Genomic DNA, 19,153 nt, shown 5'->3' with positions numbered 1-19,153 from the left:
AAAGTTATATAAGTTAATGTATCAACCTCAAAGCCCTATTCCTTCGTTCGCACTTCTTAAAGCCTCTTAGTCAATTAAGCAAAACTTATCTACCGTAATTAGCTGTTCTGGATCAAATCTGTTCATGAAGCAAGTCTGTTCCATCAGTGAGCCGATTTTCGATCGCTTTACGGGTGCGTTCTAATTCAGCTGCTAATAATTTCTCTTCTGGTAGGGCTGTCTGGTACTCGGCTGCCAGAATGTTTGATAGACCTTCGAGGGCGTAATGAGCAACTGCTTCATTCTTCTTGTTGCACAGAATCAAGCCAACAGGCGGGTTCTCGTCTGGGTAAGTCCAGTTCTCACGAGCATAGTTCAGGTACATATGCATTTGTCCTGCATCGGCATAAGTGAACTCGCCCAGCTTAAGGTCGATGATCACCAGGCAGCGTAGACGACGATGGAAGAAGAGTAAGTCTACCCTGAACCATTGATCACCAATCCGCAAACGGCGCTGACGACCCACAAACGTAAAATCGCCGCCTAGTTCCAGCAGGAAGCTCTCAATGTGGCGGATGAGTGCTTCCTCTAAATCGTTTTCAGAATATTCATCTTTGAGGTCAAGGAACTCTAAAACGAACGGGTCTTTCAGTTCCTCTTCAGGGGTGACCGCATCTTCAGGGCGTAAAGCAGCACCCTTCTTTAACATGGCTGCTTTGTTGCGGGAGAGTAAGGCACGTTCGTAGTATTGGGTGTTAATCTGCTGGCTAAGTTGGCGCACGGACCACCCGCCACGTAAGGCTTCTGTTTCGTAAAAGTACGTGCTCCCGGTGCTTTGACAGTGAGTAGCTTCACGTAATGGGACCAGGGAAGTGGGAATTTTCCGGACAGTGTCTGGAAAATCTCAGGCGCGAGTGTTTCAGGCGAAAAGGATTGTCCCTGGTGGGGATAGGCGAGGTAGAAGGCACGCATCTGGAATAAGTTGCTCTTCTGAAAGCCGCGTCCGAAGCGATCGCTCAAGTCCTTAGCTAACCGCTCGATAATTTGTTTGCCATATTCAGCACGGCTTTCCCCTCTCTGCTCTAGTTCAATAATGCGCCGTCCGATTTCCCAGTAAGTTGCAGTCATGATGGCGTTAACCGATCGCGCAGCAGCACGACGGGCAGCCTCCATGAGTTCCACAACAGCACCCAGTACAGTTGTGTAAGTATCAACGGCACCGATCAGTTCAAGCTGTTCGGCAGATTGCTTGTCTGGAATGGGTTGGTTTTCGGGCTGTTTGGGCACAGTTGGCTCCATGAATCTTTGAGCAGGCTTAGCCTTCCAGCATGGTGATGAGACGACGCAGCTTACCAGCCCGTTTGCGATCGGCATAGCGTCGTTTGGCTTCTGTCAGAATTTCCTCCATTGCTTTTGGGTTAGCGTTGGTATGCACCCAGGCAGCTTCGAGAAATACCTCAATGGTGATGCGATTGTCTTTGCAATAGCGCGTCAAGCTTTGATCAAGCTCCTTTTCCAGAACGATCGCTGAGTGGCGGTTCGTTTCTGGAATTTTCGCCAGTTCTGCCTTCAAATCCTCTAGGGCATCGTTAGTTAGGGGAGCAGCAGATACCTGTGCTTCTGGTAGAGTCTCGACCACATCAAGACTCTGAGGCGCTTCTGGCTGCTGCACTCTGCTGATGAGCGTATTGTCTCTGGCGGGGACGGCTGGGCGCTGTCGGTTTTGGCGGATTCGGTCTAGAACACTGTCAGACATGATCTTTAGGGGTTTTGGGGACAATTAATTAAAGCTAAAACAATCAGTTTATTAAAAGCAAAAAAGTTAAAAAGCTAAAATTAGCTTTTTATATTTCACAATCTTACCACTTTAACTCAAACGAATACCTGGCTTCACTGTCTTATCAGGTTTTAGTAAAAAGCTAAAAGGACAAAATTAGCTTTTTGCTTTTTGCTTTTTTGACAGCTTGCTAATTTTGTCGATTAACACCTTGAAGGGATATTCCAACTCGGTGTAGCCCATGTCGCTTAAAGTAGATCGTCGGTTGATAGCTTGTTTGTACCGTTCGGATTCTCGAATGGAAGGCAGGATCAATTCCTCCCCGACTTCTTCACACATGCCAGTGACAGCCGCGCGGCTCTCCTGGGTTTGGGAATTGCCAATCCAACGATCTCGGAAGGGTAAGATTCCCATCACTTGAGCCTCTGTTGCACCGACATCCTGAAGGTTTCGTAGTAAGTCCAGCGTTCTTACCAAAGAGCCATAGCCTTTCACAGAGGCTTCAGCGGGAATGATCAGGGCATCCGCAGCACCAAGGACAGTGAGACATATTTGCGATCTTTGGGGTGGCGCGTCAATGATGCAAACTTGAAAAGCGTCAGCGATTAGCTCAAGACGGCGCTTCAGCAACGTTGCACCGACACCACTATTAGAAAGATAGTCGCACGGTATCGAGTTGGTCATCGGCAGGAATGAGAAAGAGATTGTCGTTGCCTTCGCTGGGGTAGATGCTATCTTCTGCCAAAACGGTTTTTTTCAAGAACTCTAGCAGTGTGGGTTGATTTGCCTGGAGTTCTAAATCCATGTATGTGGTTAGGTTGTGCTGTGGGTCAGCGTCAACCAATAGAGTCGGGTAGCCTTGGCGCGAGAGCAGACGACCGAGCATTAGAGAAGCGGTAGTTTTGCCCTGCCCGCCGCTAAGGGAGGCAATCGCGATGGTTAGCATAACTAATTCTTCTTTGAACCAATTAGACTTTACCAAAAATCCAATTGGATTAAAAAACCTTTTGTTAAAAAGCTAATTTTAGCTTTTTTGCTTTTAGTTTTTTAGGATTTAACCTGAAGTACTGACGTATTAGTTTCAGAAGGAATTACGGCTACAATCAGATGCTCTGCTATGGCTGCATGAGTCTGTTGTGAGACGAGATGTCATTTTCTATCAAATTTTCCAGCGGTTTCCGGCGCTGATCTTTGAGCTAGTGGATCACCCACCCATTGAGGCGCAACGTTATCGCTTTGAGTCGGTGGAAGTGAAGGAGCCGTCTTTTCGGATTGATGGGGTCTTTTTGCCACCCGATGATGCGAATGCCAAGACGGTGTTTTTTGCTGAGTGCAGTTCCAAAAGGATGATGACCTCTACCATCGCTTTATTGCCGAGTCGATGCTGTATTTGTATCGCAACCGTGCTTTGTATAGCGATTGGTATGGGGTGATCATTTTCCCATCCCGTAGTTTGGAACCAGAGAACGCCACAATGTACCGAGCTTTTTTAAATAGCGAGCAGGTGCAGCGCATTTACCTGGACGAGTTAGGCGATCCAAGTCAACAGCCTGTAGGGATCGGCTTGATGCAGTTGACGATCGCTCCAGAGGAAACTGCCGCAGCCCAAGCACGAGGCTTGATTGAGCGGGCGCAGCGGGAAGTGAGCAGTACGGTTGCAGTAGGCACGATAATAGAAGTTATAACGACGATCGCGGTTTACAAGTTTACCAATTTAAGTCGGGAAGAGGTGGAAGCCATGCTGGGTTTACAGTTGGAAGATTCAAGAATCTTGCGAGAAGCCAAAGAAGAAGGTGGACACGAAAAAGCCTTATCGATCGTGCTGCGCTTGTTAGTTCGGCGTGTAGGGACGTTGGATGAGGATGTAAGAGGAAGGATTCAGCAACTCTCTAACTCGCAATTAGAGGATCTGAGCGAGGCGCTCTTGGATTTTGTGGCGCTTGCAGAGTTGCTAGCATGGTTAGAAGCTCATCTATCACAGGATCACGAGAATCCTTGACAGACACTTAATGGGACAAAGTGTCCCCAAATAACCTAATTAACAAGTAAACATTAGCTAAATTTAGCTTTTTAGCTTTTTAGCTTTTAATAAATTAAGCTTTTAGCTGATTGGCTCCAAGCCTCGATGCTTGATCCGTTAACGTTAACGATCGACAGTAGGTTGAACGCTTGAGTCAGTGCCAATTTTCAGTTGTGGCAACACATCACTGCTCTTTACCCCCTGGCTGCCCCAACTGATTTCAGTAGCGTTGATTTCAGTGAGACTGACCTACAAGGAGCCAAAATGGGCTTTTCGGAGCAACTCATGGTCAAATTAACGGGCGCAATTCTCATGGACGTGATTATGCCCAATGGCGGTGTGCACTCTTAGCCATTTCCCAACACTAAAGTTCGATCTTGCGTGGTGCTGCCGAAGAGCACAGCTTGATTAAAACTGAATTCATTCAATCTAAACTTTTAATGCCTCTATGCCTATGCAATTCCACTTGAAATTGGTATTAGAGAACTCTGCTTGAGCGCAGCTGTTGCGGATTAGACATAGAGCAGCATTGCCCCTTTGAGGTTGGATAGAAGTCCTACTAGCTGTAAGGGTTCTCAGCCCTCAAGTAAACCTTGAGCCTTGAGCCGTGCCAAAGCATCCTCGGCGGCACACTTCTCCGACCCCTTTTTACCGCAACCCTTGCCTTCGCCATAGACTTTGCCGTTGACCAAAACACGCGCCAGATACTCCGGTGCATGATCGGGATCACCTGTGCGCTCTGTCACGTACTTTGGTAAGACAGACCCAATGGTTGCCTGTACCCATGCTTGAAAGCGGTTCTTGGCATCAATGTGAGAACGGGTTTCTGGAACCGTTGGCAAAGCAGCATTGAAAAAACTTTCAATCAGCGGACGGATCGCTTCTATGTCGCGATCGTTGTCCAGGTAATAAGCACCAACGACCGCTTCAAAGGTGCTGCTCTGTAAATTGGGATTATTAAACCCACCTTCTTGAATCGCACCTCTGCCCAAACGCATCCGAAAATCTAACCCTACTTCCAGCGCAAACTTAGCCAGCTGCTTCTCATCCACCAGTGATGACCGCCGCCGTGTCATTTCATCTTCCCCCATGTCTGGGTAACGACGGTACAGATAGTCACCACTGATAAAAGTCAGTAAAGCATCCCCTAAAAACTCTAACCGCTCATTATACGCTTCACCGGGATTTTCGTTGATAAACGAACGGTGCGTTAACGCCTGTCGTAGCAACTTTTCGTTGCGAAAGGTCAACAATTTGTGCATTTATCATGCTCCTTCTCTATGGCAATTGGCTCCCATGCACTGCTACTACCCCTCTGCTCTGAGAGGGGTAGCTAGTGACTAAACTTGTTAGCAAAGCTGCTGCCATAAGTGGAACTCATCCGCCGCTTGCCTGAGCTTGCGACTCGTTTTCTTGAGACACTGCGCGATCACAATCACCTCTTTGCCCTTTGCCTGAAGGTCACGTACCAGTCCCTTAAAATCGCCATCGCCAGAGAGCAGAATGACAGTCTTAATGTCCGGGCGCGGAAGAATCTGCTGCCTACAATGGGCAATCAGTTTGTGATCGGCGTTATTTTTCTTGCGTTTGGAGGAGGGAGTATTAATACACTCGAATTCCAAGTCATCAAACACTTCCTCCCACTGAGCCTGTTCGCGTCGCCAGTGTGCATAGGCACGCTTAAACGCTATCGTGCCACGCAGACAGGCAAACGTCATGAGGCAGCGAAGCTGCGCGTGCGTGCCCCTAACGTTTTGCCAATCACACAAAATTGCCACAGACGACATGACCAAACCATCGGGTTGGTTCAACATAAATATGCCTCTAATTTGTTTGTGAGGCAGCCCTAGTGCTCAAGCTCGATCTAACAGGCTGAATACGCTGCGATAATGCTAAAGGTATCCAGCTTTAGATGATTACCGTCTCAATGCACAGTATCTCTATGCCGTGACATCACATACAGCGATTAACTTGAGCTAGCAATAAACGTACACAGCTTGTCAAACAGTGGGTAGGAAAACCTCTGGCATTAGTGAAGAAACGTCACTGAAACCAAAGTTTTTCATCGCCATTGCCAGAAGACTGTGCCAGCTTACTGCTAGACCAAGGTAATAGCCCTATGTCATGTCAAGGTACAGAGATGCTGCTTATGAGACGAAAACCCAGACGTTCGTCTGCCTTGATTAATAAAGCTGCATTACGTTTAAGATGGCACTGTCGTGCAATCTTCGTCAAGAGGAGATGCTCAGGAGAGAGCTTACAGCATCAGTCTCAACACGGGTGGAAGATGTTGAGTTTTCTAAATCATAAAGAGTTAATGCTATTGAGGCTCAAATGCTTGAAGGGCATCGAGGATGCCAGTAGTAAGACTAGTTGCTAGAGAAGCAGCAGCACTGGAATCTCGCTTTACCGCCTCTATATACCTGCGATCGCTTTCATTGTCTAAGTAGCCAACATAAATTACCACGGCTGGTAAGTTGATCTCTCGACAAAAGGCAAGTCGCCGACTCTTGGTGTACGAATCAGGGAAGGCACCAATGTAGGGTAATGGACTAGTGGTTTTGAGAGCCGCTTGTAAAAACTGTACCAACTGCTGGGCAAGGGGATTGGCAGCGCTATAGTACAAAGTAATACCATGAACTTTTGAAGGAGACCCAGAACGGTTTGTGAGAATTTCGATCGCCAACTCGCTCTGTTGATCAGGATTACGTTGCTGATTAATTTCCTCTATTGCCTGTTTAAGAGCATCTGAGTGGGGTTGCTCCGGATGTCCTGATATAGGAACGATACGAACCGTTGGGTCGCGGTGAGCTAATTCTGTACGAATTGCCTGTCTCAAATTTTCCATCGCTTGCCGTTCTAGGTCTGCATCATTTCCTAGAAATGAGCGTCGTCGTCCAGCCAGAATAAATACCTGAGGTTGTGTTGGTGGAGCGGTACCATCAACGATGTCAAAGAAATCGCGCAGGCGCGGGTCTAGATTGCTGGCAACCTGTGAGCGCAAGTCTGTCAAAACGCTATCCATCCGAATGCCTAAATAGCCTTTGATCTTCCGCTCAGCACTGTTTTCGTCCAGAAGTGATGCTTGATGAAGACCAACTGCTTGCCAGGATGTATTAAACAGCGGGCTACCGGAAGAACCAGGTTCCGCATCAGTTTCGTACTCTAGAAAGTTCTCGTACACATTTACGAGGCGATTATTAAAGACGACAATTTCCTTGGGTCGTCCCCCAGGATGCTCAATCATATGAACTGGATCGCCAGAGATAAATCCTCTGTTCTCTACGAGAGTTGTGAAATCGTTATTTAATCCGGCTTTTAAGGCAGGGTCGTTGTCTAGGTTTCCTTTTGTCAGACCGGGCGCGAGCGTTCCTGCTAAGGTTTTTGCTAAATTAACTCCCTTAAAAAAGGCGCTCACCGACTTTCCATTCAGCGGCTCAAGCTTAAGCAACACGTAATCCAAGTCTGATTCAGGGGGTGAAGAGACCCAAAAGTCGTCAACAAAGCCATATTTGTCTAACCGAGCCAGTAGCTCTGGATGACTTTCTCTAGTACGGGCGCGGTCTTCGTAGTTAAAGACCGCCTTAAATTCTTTGAGTAGATCTTTGTTTTCTACAACATGACGGTTGGTCAGTAGGTAATCCCCACCGACCAGAAAACCAGAGGCATAAGGTAAATCTACAGTTGGGGCTTTTTCCTTAAATTTTTCTGGCTCCCTCACAGGATCAATCAAATACCACACTAGTAAGATTGCCTGTAGTCTTGGCTGCTCCTTAGCTGCTTCAATGAGTTTGTCTAACTCATTAAGGTTGCTGATTCGACGAGTAAGGCAGCAGACGCCTTTACCTGCATTTTGACCCTCTTCAAAAAAGCTGAAGGGCAGTAAATCATTCTCATTTAAGACTAAATCTGAGAGCTTCTGCGATCGCAGCGTCAGTCTTTGATTAATTAGAGTTGCAAGATTACTTCCTGATATTTGAGTTGGCTCTAAAGCAATTTCCTGTTCCCCTGCCTCTATGTCTTCTAGCCCTCTCCAAATGAAGCCCAACTCAGTCCATATTTTGTTAGGTAGAATCTTTGCCATAAAGCTTTATCTAGATCAGATTACTCGCGCCCCAATCTTAGCTCTTAGCAAAAGAAAATTACTACTGTAACTTGATGAACCAGTCATCCCAGTCAACCCCTGCGCCCTACTCAACGAACTTGCGTGGGCAGCGAGTCTCTCAAGCGATACTGAGTCAATTAGACTTCAGCCAGTGTTTGCTAGGACTTTCCGTTACGAGTCGAATTGGCGTACTCGCCTTAAGCCTGCTCCTAAGTTTTTTAGGTGGGACGATAGCAGGCATTGCTGGAGCCAAACTAGCGCTTGATCTGGCATTCGATTTTCAAGGCTGGCGCTATCTGACGATTGCGATCACGGTGATCACTCTAACTATGCTTCTTTATTGGGCGCGTACCCAGTTTTTATGGAGTACTTTAGTGACATTGCTCGGCTGCTGGCTAGGTTTGCCGCTTTTAACGCTAGGGCTGCGGCTATTAGGGTTAGTACCGCCAGCAGAGGTAGGTCCGTTTGTGGTTGTTAGTGCTTTAATCGGTACCCTCTTGACGACAGCGGCTTCATTAAGTGTAGTGGGTCTGAGTCTAGCAAACTGGCTGTTTGTTATATCCTTCCAAAAGCACTTCCGATGGTTACGTGGCTTGTTGCTAGGAAGTTTCATCGCATTAAGCAGTGCAGTGGGCTTGATACGTTCAGCCACTGGTGACATGGACAATCAGGCTTTGAGCCTTATACGGCAGTCACAGGAGTGGGTAACTCCCTTCACCCAGTTACTTGGATGGTTGGGGGGGAGTTTACTGGCGATGGGCATTGTCTGGTCAGCGTTGCAATTTTTAGAACTTACGCTTCGAGCTGAGAGGCAGACCAACATTCTGATCGCGGTAGGTCGAGTGATAGCAAATTTTGGAGGTACCTCATTTCGTAACTTAGACTTGAGCCACCTGAATTTCTCAGGTACATCTTTGGCAAATGTCGATCTGCGAGCAAAGAAACTCTACAGAACTTGTTTCTTGGGTACGGCAGGTTGGGAAGCAGCAACAGTAGACAGCTGCTATCTAGATCTGGATTATCCCAAGGTGCAAACCTTATTGTCAGGGCAACCTACCGAAAAAACCTTTTGCCGTATGAATTTAAGGGGAGCCTACCTGCGTGGAGACTTGCAGGGGTTCGATTTCACAGAGGCAACTTTAGACGGAGCTGACTTGCGAGGAGTAAACCTGCGCTATTCCAAGTTTGTGCGAACGCTAGTTACAGATGTAGATTTTACACAAGCGGATTTAACCGGCTGCTGTCTCAAGGATTGGAGCTTTAATCATCAAACCCGCTTTGAGGGAGTTATCTGTGACTATATGTATCGTGATTACGACCATGAAAACAGTAGACCGATCCAACGCTATCCACTAGAGCGAAACTTTGAGCCAGGAGAGTTTGAGGCGATCGTTCGCAAATTAGAGACTTCCTACGAGTTGGTGTTTGATCAGCAGCTCGACCCAATCTCTCTCAGTTTTATGTTTGAAAAATTCCGTTTGGAAGATGAAAGCCTAGGACTAGAATTGCAAGGCTTGGAGCAGCGCGGTGAATTTTGGATTGTCAAAGTGGGACATCGGGAGGGCGTGTCTCGTCAGCAGGTAGTGGAACAGGTCAATGAAACTTATGAAGATTTACGCGACCTGTTTGAAGCTCGTTATCAATTAGCGCTGGAAGCAAAGGAAGGTGAAATCGCTCGACTGTCTAGCTACTATCAAGTTTTAATGGATGTGCAGCAGCAATTCCTGCAAAAAATGGTGGAACGGACAGGGAGTTCTGCTGAGAATGTGATTCTTCAAGGCGAAGGACATCGAATTTATTTCACAAATCAGATTGGAGAAATAATGGAAAATCAGAACATCAGTGCTGGTGGTAATGTGGATGCCTCTACAGGAGCAAAGATCACAGTAGGCGGCGATGTTACAGGCTCAACCCTGAATCTAGGGACCATTAGTGGACAGGTGACCAATTTGCTTCAGCAACTAAAAGATTCTCCAGTGCAAGGTTCAACGAACCTTGCAGAGATCCTAACCAGCTTGCAAACGGCAATCCAGGAAGAGCAGACGCTTCCTGACGAGAAAAAACAGGAAGCGCTGGAAGCTGTTGCTACCTTAGCGGAGGAAGGTAAGAAACCGTCTGAGAACCGTGTCGCGAAACTTTGTAGTCTCGCAGTTAACGCACTCAAAGGAATTGCTAGTACTGTTTCTGATACCAGTAAATTAGTAGGCGTGGTTAACACGTCACTGCCCTTTCTAAAGGGGTTACTTGGGTTAGTCTGAGCAGGCTACTCAATTTATCCAAGGCATTCCTGCCAAGGACTGCTCCAATCTAAAAATGTATGACCTATGTTGTGGTGTGCTGAAAGTCTCTGGCGAGGTTGCAAAAGCGTTTGGGGATGATGCCATTGGGACTATTGGATGTTTTCCAACTGTTGCAGATATTTCTCTGTTTAGACAAAGCGTGAAGGACGATCACCAAGCTATGTCCTGGCTAGTAACAACCTACTACCGCCCATTTGATCAGCACTCCTTCAAAGGGCAATCCATGCACAGCGCTGAAAAAGCGCAAACAATCGTCCCAAGTAGCAAAGCCGTCTGCAAGGGCAAGCTGAGTCAGTGCCTCTTTGGTCAGCCAGCGATCGTTGAGCTTGATGCCTAATTTGTCGTGCATTAGTAACGGCTCCACACTGATACAGAAGGGATCGGGGGTGACTAGCTTCCGGCAAGCCTTGGTTCGCATTCCGGTATAGAGCTGCATGGCTTCACCAGGCTTGGTATGCCGCTTGCGTGGCGACCGGATCGTTTGCTGCTTCGCGCCCGTTTCAATCAAAGTCACAAACTGCTGTTTGAAGTTGTAAGCCACCATCTAAAGCACTTCCTTGAGCGGCAAGGGCGCACGCTTTTGCTGTTTGCTGCGCCCTACTGGTGCAGGTTGAAGCAGCGGTAGCGGGATTTCACGTACTTGGAGATCCTCCGGCAGTACGTTGATGTTGCCACCTTTAGGATCTTGCGGCGATCGCTGCACGGAGTATAAGTGACTGGAGTCGACCGCGTGAGCACCCGCTTGCTTGAAAAAGAACGCCACACCAGCAGCTTGACACTGACTGCGGAGAGATCGCGCCCATTGCAAATCGAAGGTGCGTGCCTCCTTACCCGATTCACCACCGCAGATGATCCAAGCAATTTTGTTAGGTCCGTGAGTCTGAACAGACGCATTACCGTTCAAGTGCCGGGGATGCATTGGTGCGTTGGCGTACAACCAGGGTTCAAGGCTTAAAGCTTCCAGCAGCGGCTCACAGCTCAGAAAGCGTAGAGTTGTTGGAATTTCGAGCAGCATCGGAATGCGATCGTTTGCCTGCTGCTGCCCCTCTACAGTAGTACCGAGCCACACATTCACTGGAGCGTTGCCCTCTAGCCAGGTACTCGCGATGGCGGCACCGTCGTGAGTCAAGCGGCTGACAGCCTTCAAGCGATCGCTCCAGTGCTCGAGGCGCTTTGTCAGTAGCAGCCAATCGAGGTGCGGCGTGGCAGCAATCAGCGTGAGCAAGTCTGCTAGCCAGTCAATTGGCACCTCGTCGTCGAGCCAATCTGCTAACGACGCACAAAACACACGATCGCGCTGACCGTTCGCCTGTGCCTGCCGCTGCCAGCGCGTTGGCTGTTTCCAATAGTCTGCTGTTGTCCGACTACGGGGCTGACCCGCACCCCACTGCACACGATGATACCGGCGCTCCATCATGTCTCTGGCATAACAGTGAGCACAGCCCGGTGAAACCTCGGTGCAGCCAATCCAGGGATTGAAGGTATGGGTGGTCCACTCAATTTTGCTGTTGGTTGCCATGTCTGTCCTGCCAGCTTTGGGCTGATCGATGCGGATGCTTCCTCCGGTATAACAACACTTTGGTGCAGTAGACAGGCAAAGGGAAGAGCGCTATCCTCATGGATGTGAGGAGTTGCCTAGCACTGAAAAGCCCCTGGAGTCGAAACACGGACAGACGCCCAGGGGCTTTTCCATGGCAGTAAACCTGCTGCTACCTCCAAAAACGACTTGTGGTCTCTATTTTCCTCACTGCCAATGCTAGGGTGATAAAAGAACTTTTAACCGGATGACAACCGTTCCATGCAGTTAGCCAGCCGCTTGAGGTGATCCAGGTGTGAAGGCAGTCCAGTGGTATGAGCAAAATGCAGCGACCGTCATCCCTGCCTATGAGAGCCTGAAGGCAGAAGCATTGCATGGTTGGCTACTGGGACTGCTCCCGGATCGTCCCAGGCTAGTGTTGGACATTGGGGCTGGTAGTGGTCGGGATGCCGCTTGGTTAGCGGCGCAGGGACATACGGTAGTGGCTGTAGAACCAGCGGTGGCGATGCGGGCAGCAGGACAGCAACTCCATCCTGATGCCAACATTTGTTGGTTGGACGATCGCCTCCCAGCGCTTCAACACGTACAGCGTTTGGGTATGGCGTTCGACTTTATCCTTGTCAGTGCTGTCTGGATGCATCTGCCACCCGCAGAACGCACACGAGCGTTCCGTAAAGTGATTACTCTGCTGAAACCAGGTGGACTGCTGGCAATCACGCTACGGCATGGAGCCGCAGATAACGATCGTGAGTTGTACGTGGTGTCATGGGAAGAAATCGAACGCTTGGCACAGGATCATGGAGCCACGGTTGTTCGCAAAGTAGTAGACCGCGATCGGCTGGACCGAGACGAAGTTGCCTGGACGCAGATGGCACTCACCTTACCCGATGACGGCACGGGTGCTTTGCCCCTGCTACGACATGTCATTTTGCATGACTCCAAGTCGTCTACCTACAAGTTGGCGCTGCTACGAGTCCTATGCCGGATCGCAGATAGTACGGCTGGCACCGCGCAGTACCAGGATGATGCCTCTGTCAGCGTGCCTTTGGGTTTGGTTGCCCTTTACTGGTTGCGCTTGTTTAAGCCGCTCCTACAAGCAGACCTACCGCAAAGCCCCACGAATCGGGGCATACAGGGGTTAGGGTTTGCTGGAGCAGGCTTTCGGGCGCTCAGTGGTGTTTCTCACCTGGATCTGCGGATCGGGTCGCGCTTTGCAGGGACAACGGCTCAAGCCTTACATCAGGCACTGAAGGAAGCCGTGAAGACAATCACAACGATGCCTGTCCACTACATGACTGACCCTGGTGGCAGCCAGTTACTTAAAGCTACACGCTCAGCCCGTTTACCCACACCAACTGAGCTTGTGATCGATCCAGCCTATCTTGCCAGCTTCGGGCACTTGCTCATCCCGCAACACATCTGGTTAGCCTTACTGCACTTTGAGGTTTGGATTGAACCCGCATTGCTGGCTGAATGGGTACGACTGATGAAAAGCTATGCCAGTGGACAAGGACGATCGCTAAACGAAGCAGACATTGCCTTAGCGCTGACCTGGTCTGACCCTAGCCGTGATGTCACTACAGCACGGCAACGCGCGATCGCCTTGCTAGGCTCACAAGACCTGTTCTGTGTCTGGAGTGGCAAACGTCTAACCGAGCGCTCTTTAGATATTGACCATTGCTTTCCCTGGTCCGCCTGGGCGTGTGATGATCTGTGGAACTTACTGCCGTCTGACCGGACAGTGAATCAACGCCAGAAGCGTGATCGCCTTCCCAGTGCTGCCAGGTTGCAGTCCGCTCAAAACCGGGTGCAAGGCTGGTGGCAGGCAGCGTATCTCCAGGCGCTCAACCCCTTACTGCCTGTACGGTTTACACAGGAAGCCTGTGCTAGCTTGCCGGGATTGTTGTCGATGGCGGATGCGCCCAGTCTGGACGATTGCTTTACCGCCATCCTGCTGCAACAGGTAAGACTGAAGCATGATCAGCAAGTGCCAGAGTGGCGAGATTAGCATTGCCTGCCTCATAAGAGCGCACGCCTCGCATGAGAGCACCACTCAGCGCTGTCTGATGTGAAAGCCTGTGCCTGAATTGTTCTTTCTGGCAATGAATCAACGACAAAGCGCCTGCCAGAGTCAGGTGAAGTTAGCACACGGATGAAAAGTGTCAGTGGGGCAGCAGCCTGCTCCAGCTTGAGTGGTGGAGCCGCGCTCAGGCTCAGCAACGTTCAGTCCCGCACGGGGCTTTTAAGAGTGCACTCGCTTGACCAGACCGGGATCTGGTTGAGGCGGTTGCTCTTTGGGCACAGGTAGCGAGGGAGCAACAGCAATACGGGCTTGCCGCCGGAACTCCCGTACCTCTGCTTTCAGTTGACGTAGCAAGGCAGCATGGCGCGACTGCTCTGCTTGCTCCCAGGCATGGTCTAGCTGTTCAAAGTCACTCATCTTGTCTCTCGCCAATGCTGCTCAAGCACATCTACATTAGCGCAAGCCGGACTGCTTATGGCTGGTGAAAGACTCTTGTGCAATTCGGGATATGAAATGACAGTCAGCCCAGTCGCTCTAAAGCTGGTTGCCCTTGCCCTCCAACTGCTCAATGAGTGTTGCCATTTGCTCCCAATCTAAGTCATCTGCCATGAGTTCACCATCCGCTTCACGTCGCAGGGCACAACCACGAGTGCCATATTTGTAGAGTCGAAAGCCCACAGCCTCAGCGCGATCACTCCAGTCAAAGAACTCAAAGAGCTTCGGTAGTTGCCTCTGTTCCGGTCGTTCTGCTGGTTCTTCCTGCTCTTGTCGGTCTTGCAGTGAGGGCAGTACCGCTAAGACACCCTGACAGCTAGTCGGTAACGCGGCAAGAAATTGCTGTGCTAGCGCCTGACTAGGAAACGCAAACTCCCATCTCCAGCCGTTTGGTGAGCGCTCAGAAGTCCAGCACTCACCCTTCCAAGCCGCTGCCAAAGCACTCAAAGTGTGACGCTGTAAGGCAATCACACGGACGTTAATCAGAGTCATGTTCGCCTCTAGGCTGACATGAAGCCATCATACTTTAAGACTTTATGCCGCTGCGGCTTGTCTGCCACCGCTCGCCATATGGTCTGAAGTTACTGCTCACTCAACGTAGAAAAAGAAGCCCTCAACCTGATTGAAGGCTTTCATACGCGGGGGTACAGAACCCATTAACCTGGCTCAGTCTACCTAAAAGCGACTAAAAGAACAAGTGTACTAAAGTGCTAAAGCGCCTCAGGCAGGCTATGCAATCGGGAAGCTGCTTCTGCTCCAGCGCCCTCAAAACTACTCAGCGGAGCCGCTGCTTGAGGTTTTGTGGAAAGACCGCCTTGGGTCATGAAGTGATCAGTAGCACCTGTTAGCATTCCTACCTGAAAGACCGTGAAGCAACTTGAAATTGAGCATCGTAATCAGATCCTGCGGACTTACCTTGAGAGTCGTACTTGGGACGGCAGTGGTGAATACGCTTTGAAACGGCAACTTGTCCTCAGAAGCACTTAGTTCCTTCCCGACTACCCGTATGTGATTGAGGATGAATGGGAAGTGGAACCCGGTCGCACGGATCGAGGACGTGGAGATCTGGTATTTACGGACGGCGCTGGCTGTTTTGCTGTAGTGGAAGTGAAATGGCTTGACCTTGAGAGCACAGGACGTACTGGTACAACCAAACGCACGAGTAACCGCAAGAAACGCCGTGCTGTTGAGGAGCAGGCTCTTAACTATGCCAGTCCCTATACCGAGTTAGCTTTGAGTGCGTTCGAGGCTGTTAGACGGATAGAAGCCTTTGTGTTTACGAACGAATATCAGCAACCTTGTCTCCTACAAACAAAGAATTTCTAAAGACAGCGGCACTCATAACTTTACCGACCGAGTCTGGTCGTGCTTTATCTACTTATGGCGCGAGCGCTTAGAGCCGTATGCATTCTTCCCGCGCTGGTTGAAGCGTCAAAAGGGGTCAGTACAAAGCTCCCTCAAGGGGTGGAAAACCCACAGCAACGTTTTCTGCCGTAAGGAATGCCTTGTTTCTTGTTTGACTCTACTAGCGAAAGACGTAAGTGCCCCTCGACTCGCACTAGGCTCAAGGAGTGGACTCCCAAGTCCAAGCAAGATGTTCAATCACCGCTGACCCTCATGCGCGCAACCGCCGTGGGAGTCAGCCTTCCTGACCCCAAATCGATCGCTATGCAAAAAGCCCCTGCATGTGCAGGGGCTTCATCATGATTTAAAGCTAGTCGCTTACTTCAACGCTTAGTAGGAGGCGCTCCGACGGGTCACAGCATAGTAGACGAACAGCGCAACAATGGCGCCCAGCACTGCGACTAAGATGCCGCCCAAGCTCAACCCGGCTGAGGTCAACGCTAGGGTACCCGTGGTCAAAAAGCTGAAGAGGCTACCACCGATAAAAGCACCGACAATACCCAGAATCATGGTGCCCAAGATGCCGCCACCTTGATGACCCGGAAACAGCGCTTTGGCAATCGCGCCTGCAATCAAACCTAAAACTATCCAAGCCAAGATATTCATAATGTCAACTCCGGTTAAATAGTGAGTGCGCTGAAAAAGGGCGCTGAAAAACTCTTTTGATGTTCTTAAGTTAACAGGCGCACCCGCTGACTTGTCCCTGCCTGTAGCAAGAACCTGGGCAAAGCAGAGGGAGGAGAAAAAGGGAGCAGCACTCTGCCTGATGGCGCAAGGCAAAGCAGCCAAAGCTGATGATTTCTCTCTCATCAGAGAGGGTCACTTCGCTGATGATGTCCCTTCACGGCTGAGCCAAACCGCTGTCTACATTGGCAAAGAACACTTTCAGACAGGGTGCAAGGAGGCTCGGTAGACACACGCCTTTTTCGTAACGGGTAGGATTACTCTGTCTGCATGGGCATCCTGAATTGGTTGATGCCAGAACATACCTTTATGCGCCTCTACCAGCTTGAAATTAAGGACGATGACTGATCCTGCCTTCCAAAAACTGCCCGAGTGCGATCGCTGCTGGTTCAATGCGGGTAGTCCTTACCTTTGTTGCAGTGTGTATCCCACTGGTGTGCAGAGCGATCGCTGCCCTGACTTCCGAGAAGATACCGCTGCGGCTGATCAGCATCGTGAGTTCATGGCGCTGGAATGGGTTGCCGATGGCGGTAAGAGCTTATGGGAACCCGATGGTGCTAGCTACTACGGGGATGAGTTGGTGATCAACACAGAGCATCGCTGGAACAGGGAACAGAAGCTCGCGCTCTTGGACTGGCACTCGCTGTTCACCGGACGCTGTCCGCACTGTGAAGTGCCGTTGTTGCAAACCGAGCCAGCACGAGTGTACTGGGACTGTGTGTGCGGTTGGCGAGACGATCAGCGTTTGACTGTTGCTGCCAAGGGGCACCCTGTAGTCAAGTAAGCCGTTAAACAGGCAGTGACATCCATGCAGCCGAATAGTGCAGTACTCAACCTTGACCTTGATAGCGGCAAACACAGCACCAGTACGCACGACTTGGTTGCCATTGGCGGTAAGCTGCCGTACTGCTACCAGGTACCTACGAGCAAACTGTTAGATGTCATTGTCGAGGTTGCGCCGGGATGCATAAACCTGGATGCCAACCAGTTATTACCCTACCCCGCACCACCTCAAACCCCTACCACCACACACCATAAAAACAAACTCCCCAAGCTATAAACTAGGAGAGTGTTTGTTAGGAAATAGGGTGAATACTGCTACCTGTTGATGTAAGAGTTTTCAATCAGGCTATTACCTTATTCGGGTACAAGGGTAGGTGTCCAAAAGTTTATGATCATAAGTCCAAGACTGAACAAGATAACCTGAGTCACCAATTTTCACGTCCCAATAGGTCTTTGGGGGAGCACCTTTGTAAGCAGGATTGTTCACAACTGTTAAGTATCCGCCGCCTTGCATTTTGACTCTTGGATAGTTAGGTTCTGGACGACCGAGCATATCTTTACGGGGATTCCCACAGTAATGAGCGTCTCTTGGAAACTCTATACGTACTTCTGCATCTAGAATGCCATTTTGTTTCTTTGTTGGATTACAGTCTTTATTTTTCCAATTGCAGCAAGAGGAATTATTTACAGGGATTCCCACAGAAAAATTCCGGAGGTTTTCAAGGGTAGGAACAGCGCTATAAATAGGCTTATCGGTTTTGTTGTAGACGCAAAAAGCTTGAGCAGGGTCTGTTTTTATCGCAAAACCTAGTGCGGTTACTGCTGTAGCCAAAAGAAATGCGTTCCAAGTTTTCATGTGACTCCTTTAAGTAGGGGCAAGTTTGTAGAAGGGAGGCATTTGCTTCCTCTAATAAAACTTGCGGGCAAGTTAACCGCGTTATGCACAAATCTGGTAAAAGTTTTTTGAAAGCTAGGATTTTGGCGGTCGCGCTACCGGGCTTAGTTATAGCAACGGACAAAAAGTGATCGTTAAGGCTGAAAGACCTATGAATGAAAGCTTTTAGCGGTTGCTTCGTTTTGGTATCTGTTGGCTTGAACTGTTCCATCTTGGACTGTAAACGGGATAGTTGATACCGAAAAAGTCTGATTTTACGTTGGTATAGCCTGCTTATTGTTTACAATCCAAGCATCGAAAATGGGACAGTTACCCTTAACGACCATTTTGACCCCGCTGCTATACAAAGGCGAGTAGGAGCCTTCCGTGCCCCCTGGGTCAAGCACTCTTCGTGCCCTTGGATGCCAATTATCCTTTACAAGCGATCGCTACGCTCCTCGCTGCTAGCAGTGTCTAGATCAAGGTTAATTGCGTGTGCTTGCCGTTGGCTGCAAGCCCAGAGACAGCTTTGCGCTTAGCGTTGGACGCGACAGGACGGGACAAGGTGTAGTGAGACCAGCAGTAGGAAAGCACAACAGCCTCTTGCCGCGCCTCACCGTCTTCACTCAAGGCAGCACCTTTGAGCGCTAATTGTAAAGCGTCTCTACAGGGGTAACCGCCTGTAGACTGAGTGGCGCTATGGACAGCTACATCTTTAGCACGCCACTGCTCTCCCAGAGCCACCAATTGAGCCACAATTGTGTCCTGCTTGGCAGCCAAAATATACAAAGTGTTGGCTGGGTAAAGCGCATCATGAGCACTCTGGATCGCTGGGACAGCACGGTGGATTGCCATTGCCACCAGTGTCCCGATGACTTGATCCAAGCTCCCAGCCTGCTGAGCAGAACCATCGCTGGCTGCCATGAAGAAAAAGCTGCTCCATAACTGAGGCTGCTGGGCGAGATCTGTGATAATCTCTTGCCCATTGAAGGCATTAAACTGTTGCTGCCAAACCCAAGCTGCGTGAAGGTCTTGAGGGCTAGAGTCTTGGGCAAGCTGCCCGATTTTAGCGATGTCCAGCATGTAATTCCTCGCTTTTTAGCGTTGGTTGTTTGATTTGCATAGCTGTTCGCACTTTAATGAATGCGGAGCAACCTCCTGCCACACTAGTC

At 49.6% G+C, this 19,153-nt stretch carries 20 protein-coding genes and 2 pseudogenes; 8 read left to right on the top strand and 14 right to left on the bottom strand.

Translation table 11 applies throughout. From position 1 onward, the window contains the following. Positions 1 to 112 precede the first annotated feature (112 nt). From H6F76_RS31535 to H6F76_RS31095, 4 genes and pseudogenes are all read right to left on the bottom strand, one after another. Positions 113 to 1,152: pseudogene (locus H6F76_RS31535) on the bottom strand (PDDEXK nuclease domain-containing protein). 142 nt (positions 1,153 to 1,294) lie between these two features. Next, positions 1,295 to 1,735 (bottom strand): hypothetical protein, encoded by a 441-nt coding sequence (locus tag H6F76_RS18475; RefSeq protein ID WP_190510541.1) that lies wholly within the window; start codon positions 1,733 to 1,735, stop codon positions 1,295 to 1,297. A gap of 177 nt (positions 1,736 to 1,912) precedes the next feature. Beyond that, positions 1,913 to 2,440, bottom strand: a complete 528-nt coding sequence (locus H6F76_RS18470; protein WP_190510539.1) for a ParA family protein — start codon at positions 2,438 to 2,440, stop codon at positions 1,913 to 1,915. After that, the gene (locus tag H6F76_RS31095; protein ID WP_190510537.1) at positions 2,406 to 2,702 is read right to left on the bottom strand and encodes an AAA family ATPase; all 297 of its coding nucleotides are present in this window, start codon (positions 2,700 to 2,702) and stop codon (positions 2,406 to 2,408) included. The genes H6F76_RS18470 and H6F76_RS31095 overlap by 35 nt, the downstream gene beginning before the upstream one ends. Positions 2,703 to 2,892: 190 nt before the next feature. Here H6F76_RS31095 and H6F76_RS18460 point away from each other — a divergent pair. After that, positions 2,893 to 3,755 (top strand): annotated as a pseudogene (locus H6F76_RS18460) (Rpn family recombination-promoting nuclease/putative transposase). Positions 3,756 to 3,947: 192 nt separating this feature from the next. Further along, the gene (locus H6F76_RS18455) at positions 3,948 to 4,127 is read left to right on the top strand and encodes a hypothetical protein (RefSeq protein ID WP_190510535.1); all 180 of its coding nucleotides are present in this window, start codon (positions 3,948 to 3,950) and stop codon (positions 4,125 to 4,127) included. 224 nt (positions 4,128 to 4,351) lie between these two features. Here H6F76_RS18455 and rnc read toward each other — a convergent pair whose 3' ends face one another. The 3 genes from rnc to H6F76_RS18440 form a co-directional block, all read right to left on the bottom strand. Further along, positions 4,352 to 5,038 (bottom strand): ribonuclease III, encoded by a 687-nt coding sequence (rnc, locus tag H6F76_RS18450; RefSeq protein ID WP_190510533.1) that lies wholly within the window; start codon positions 5,036 to 5,038, stop codon positions 4,352 to 4,354. 87 nt (positions 5,039 to 5,125) lie between these two features. Then, complete coding sequence (locus tag H6F76_RS18445) at positions 5,126 to 5,590, bottom strand: NYN domain-containing protein (RefSeq protein WP_190510531.1); 465 nt, start codon at positions 5,588 to 5,590, stop codon at positions 5,126 to 5,128. A gap of 506 nt (positions 5,591 to 6,096) precedes the next feature. After that, positions 6,097 to 7,860, bottom strand: a complete 1,764-nt coding sequence (locus H6F76_RS18440; protein ID WP_190510529.1) for a trypsin-like peptidase domain-containing protein — start codon at positions 7,858 to 7,860, stop codon at positions 6,097 to 6,099. Positions 7,861 to 7,934: 74 nt separating this feature from the next. On the opposite strand from H6F76_RS18440, the gene H6F76_RS18435 reads away from it, so the two are divergent. Continuing rightward, complete coding sequence (locus H6F76_RS18435; RefSeq protein ID WP_190510527.1) at positions 7,935 to 10,139, top strand: pentapeptide repeat-containing protein; 2,205 nt, start codon at positions 7,935 to 7,937, stop codon at positions 10,137 to 10,139. Between the two features lie 211 nt (positions 10,140 to 10,350). Here the strand turns inward: H6F76_RS18435 and H6F76_RS18430 are convergent, their stop codons facing one another. Together H6F76_RS18430 and H6F76_RS18425 are read right to left on the bottom strand one after the other, a co-directional pair. Further along, positions 10,351 to 10,725 carry a hypothetical protein gene (locus tag H6F76_RS18430; protein ID WP_190510526.1) on the bottom strand — a complete coding sequence of 125 codons (375 nt, stop codon included), beginning with the start codon at positions 10,723 to 10,725 and terminating at the stop codon, positions 10,351 to 10,353. Beyond that, entirely contained in the window at positions 10,726 to 11,700 is a 975-nt protein-coding gene (locus H6F76_RS18425; protein ID WP_190510524.1) for a DUF5131 family protein, read from the bottom strand. It abuts the gene before it with no gap. A gap of 313 nt (positions 11,701 to 12,013) precedes the next feature. Here H6F76_RS18425 and H6F76_RS18420 point away from each other — a divergent pair, with 313 nt between their 5' ends. Continuing rightward, positions 12,014 to 13,726 carry a methyltransferase domain-containing protein gene (locus tag H6F76_RS18420; RefSeq protein WP_190510522.1) on the top strand — a complete coding sequence of 571 codons (1,713 nt, stop codon included), beginning with the start codon at positions 12,014 to 12,016 and terminating at the stop codon, positions 13,724 to 13,726. A gap of 234 nt (positions 13,727 to 13,960) precedes the next feature. Here the strand turns inward: H6F76_RS18420 and H6F76_RS18415 are convergent, their stop codons facing one another. Together H6F76_RS18415 and H6F76_RS18410 are read right to left on the bottom strand one after the other, a co-directional pair. After that, the gene (locus tag H6F76_RS18415) at positions 13,961 to 14,158 is read right to left on the bottom strand and encodes a hypothetical protein (protein ID WP_190510520.1); all 198 of its coding nucleotides are present in this window, start codon (positions 14,156 to 14,158) and stop codon (positions 13,961 to 13,963) included. 117 nt (positions 14,159 to 14,275) lie between these two features. Then, the gene (locus H6F76_RS18410) at positions 14,276 to 14,728 is read right to left on the bottom strand and encodes a hypothetical protein (RefSeq protein WP_190510518.1); all 453 of its coding nucleotides are present in this window, start codon (positions 14,726 to 14,728) and stop codon (positions 14,276 to 14,278) included. 516 nt (positions 14,729 to 15,244) lie between these two features. Here H6F76_RS18410 and H6F76_RS18405 point away from each other — a divergent pair. Further along, the gene (locus tag H6F76_RS18405; protein WP_242036735.1) at positions 15,245 to 15,562 is read left to right on the top strand and encodes a hypothetical protein; all 318 of its coding nucleotides are present in this window, start codon (positions 15,245 to 15,247) and stop codon (positions 15,560 to 15,562) included. Between the two features lie 408 nt (positions 15,563 to 15,970). Here H6F76_RS18405 and H6F76_RS18400 read toward each other — a convergent pair whose 3' ends face one another. Next, on the bottom strand, positions 15,971 to 16,246 hold the full coding sequence (locus H6F76_RS18400; RefSeq protein WP_190510517.1) for a GlsB/YeaQ/YmgE family stress response membrane protein: 276 nt from the start codon (positions 16,244 to 16,246) through the stop codon (positions 15,971 to 15,973). A gap of 91 nt (positions 16,247 to 16,337) precedes the next feature. On the opposite strand from H6F76_RS18400, the gene H6F76_RS18395 reads away from it, so the two are divergent. The 3 genes from H6F76_RS18395 to H6F76_RS18385 all read left to right on the top strand — a co-directional run bounded on the left by H6F76_RS18395 (position 16,338) and on the right by H6F76_RS18385 (position 17,384). Continuing rightward, entirely contained in the window at positions 16,338 to 16,553 is a 216-nt protein-coding gene (locus tag H6F76_RS18395; protein WP_190510515.1) for a hypothetical protein, read from the top strand. Between the two features lie 111 nt (positions 16,554 to 16,664). Continuing rightward, positions 16,665 to 17,108 (top strand): hypothetical protein, encoded by a 444-nt coding sequence (locus H6F76_RS18390; RefSeq protein WP_190510513.1) that lies wholly within the window; start codon positions 16,665 to 16,667, stop codon positions 17,106 to 17,108. 24 nt (positions 17,109 to 17,132) lie between these two features. After that, positions 17,133 to 17,384 carry a hypothetical protein gene (locus H6F76_RS18385; protein ID WP_190510511.1) on the top strand — a complete coding sequence of 84 codons (252 nt, stop codon included), beginning with the start codon at positions 17,133 to 17,135 and terminating at the stop codon, positions 17,382 to 17,384. A gap of 72 nt (positions 17,385 to 17,456) precedes the next feature. Here the strand turns inward: H6F76_RS18385 and H6F76_RS18380 are convergent, their stop codons facing one another. Both H6F76_RS18380 and H6F76_RS18375 read right to left on the bottom strand, forming a co-directional pair. Next, positions 17,457 to 17,963 (bottom strand): hypothetical protein, encoded by a 507-nt coding sequence (locus H6F76_RS18380; protein WP_190510509.1) that lies wholly within the window; start codon positions 17,961 to 17,963, stop codon positions 17,457 to 17,459. A 492-nt stretch (positions 17,964 to 18,455) separates the two neighbouring features. Next, positions 18,456 to 19,064, bottom strand: coding sequence for a hypothetical protein (locus H6F76_RS18375; protein WP_190510507.1), 609 nt, complete (start codon positions 19,062 to 19,064; stop codon positions 18,456 to 18,458). Positions 19,065 to 19,153 lie beyond the last annotated feature (89 nt).

The sequence above is a fragment of the Leptolyngbya sp. FACHB-321 genome (genome assembly GCF_014695975.1).
GTDB lineage: Bacteria > Cyanobacteriota > Cyanobacteriia > Leptolyngbyales > Leptolyngbyaceae > Stenomitos.
Note: the sequence above shows the minus strand (reverse complement) of the source record. Positions and strands in the feature narration are given on the sequence as shown.

Excerpts from the sequence above, each read along its gene's own strand:
- H6F76_RS18435 (WP_190510527.1), top strand. The coding sequence starts at position 7,935 with ATGAACCAGTCATCCCAGTCAACCCCTGCGCCCTACTCAACGAACTTG.
- H6F76_RS18385 (WP_190510511.1), top strand. The coding sequence starts at position 17,133 with ATGCAGCCGAATAGTGCAGTACTCAACCTTGACCTTGATAGCGGCAAA.
- H6F76_RS18380 (WP_190510509.1), bottom strand. The coding sequence starts at position 17,963 with ATGAAAACTTGGAACGCATTTCTTTTGGCTACAGCAGTAACCGCACTA.
- H6F76_RS18475 (WP_190510541.1), bottom strand. The coding sequence starts at position 1,735 with ATGTCTGACAGTGTTCTAGACCGAATCCGCCAAAACCGACAGCGCCCA.
- H6F76_RS18390 (WP_190510513.1), top strand. The coding sequence starts at position 16,665 with ATGACTGATCCTGCCTTCCAAAAACTGCCCGAGTGCGATCGCTGCTGG.
- H6F76_RS18415 (WP_190510520.1), bottom strand. The coding sequence starts at position 14,158 with ATGAGTGACTTTGAACAGCTAGACCATGCCTGGGAGCAAGCAGAGCAG.
- H6F76_RS18470 (WP_190510539.1), bottom strand. The coding sequence starts at position 2,440 with ATGACCAACTCGATACCGTGCGACTATCTTTCTAATAGTGGTGTCGGT.
- H6F76_RS31095 (WP_190510537.1), bottom strand. The coding sequence starts at position 2,702 with ATGCTAACCATCGCGATTGCCTCCCTTAGCGGCGGGCAGGGCAAAACT.
- rnc (WP_190510533.1), bottom strand. The coding sequence starts at position 5,038 with ATGCACAAATTGTTGACCTTTCGCAACGAAAAGTTGCTACGACAGGCG.
- H6F76_RS18445 (WP_190510531.1), bottom strand. The coding sequence starts at position 5,590 with ATGTTGAACCAACCCGATGGTTTGGTCATGTCGTCTGTGGCAATTTTG.
- H6F76_RS18375 (WP_190510507.1), bottom strand. The coding sequence starts at position 19,064 with ATGCTGGACATCGCTAAAATCGGGCAGCTTGCCCAAGACTCTAGCCCT.
- H6F76_RS18400 (WP_190510517.1), bottom strand. The coding sequence starts at position 16,246 with ATGAATATCTTGGCTTGGATAGTTTTAGGTTTGATTGCAGGCGCGATT.
- H6F76_RS18430 (WP_190510526.1), bottom strand. The coding sequence starts at position 10,725 with ATGGTGGCTTACAACTTCAAACAGCAGTTTGTGACTTTGATTGAAACG.
- H6F76_RS18425 (WP_190510524.1), bottom strand. The coding sequence starts at position 11,700 with ATGGCAACCAACAGCAAAATTGAGTGGACCACCCATACCTTCAATCCC.
- H6F76_RS18410 (WP_190510518.1), bottom strand. The coding sequence starts at position 14,728 with ATGACTCTGATTAACGTCCGTGTGATTGCCTTACAGCGTCACACTTTG.
- H6F76_RS18440 (WP_190510529.1), bottom strand. The coding sequence starts at position 7,860 with ATGGCAAAGATTCTACCTAACAAAATATGGACTGAGTTGGGCTTCATT.